The organism is Mesorhizobium sp. M5C.F.Ca.IN.020.29.1.1 (assembly GCF_003997375.1).
Lineage (GTDB): Bacteria > Pseudomonadota > Alphaproteobacteria > Rhizobiales > Rhizobiaceae > Mesorhizobium > Mesorhizobium wenxiniae.
The window spans coordinates 1-737 of the sequence record NZ_RZSW01001112.1 but is presented as its reverse complement, the minus strand read 5'-3'; the positions used below and the strand labels follow the sequence as shown (position 1 = coordinate 737).

The 737-nt window shown below is 57.3% G+C and carries 1 protein-coding gene; it reads right to left on the bottom strand.

The window, feature by feature from the left end:
* Positions 1-125 precede the first annotated feature (125 nt).
* Positions 126-737 (bottom strand): fumarylacetoacetate hydrolase family protein (locus EOA85_RS36550; RefSeq protein ID WP_164760191.1); only part of this gene is annotated, 612 nt, incomplete at its 5' end.

The window sequence follows — 737 nt, the reverse complement described above, 5'->3', positions numbered from 1 at the left end:
ATAATCATCTGCTAGCGCCGGATACGGTGAGGTAGGCATGCCATGTGCAAACCACTTCGCAACGGGCTCCGTTGTCCTTGGTAGAACTACTAGGATAGTCTGGCGCTAATCCCGGTAGCGGAGTTTCACGCATCTGTTAGACGTTGCACCACGGTTTGCCTTTGCCGCCCCAAGCCGTCGACGCCGAGTTCGACGACATCACCAGCCTTAAGGAACTCGGGCGGCTTCATCCCCAGCCCGACACCATGGGGAGTACCCGTTGTGATGATGTCGCCGGGCTCGAGCACCATGAACCTCGAAATGTAGGCGATCAGATGCTTGAAGGGGAAAATCATTTTGCCAGTGGTGCCTGACTGTCTTCTGATCCCGTTCACCGTAAGCCATAGAGAGAGGTTTTGAGGGTCGGGCACTTCATCTGCCGTCACCAGCCATGGGCCAAGCGGGCCAAAAGTTGGGGAGGACTTGCCTTTAATCCATTGGCCCCCCCGGTGAATTTGGAAATCTCGCTCGGACACGTCGTGGCAGACCAAATAGCCAGCGACCACGGAGAGTGCATTTTCTTCCGGAATCTCGAAAGCGCGCTCGCCGACTACCACGGCGACTTCCGCCTCCCAGTCCAGCATGCGCGACTCTCTCGGCATCACTATATCGTCGTTGGGCCCGACGATGCACGAAGGGGCCTTGGAGAATATCACAGGCTCTTCTGGGATGGGCGTGTCGGTCTCGAGTGCGTGATC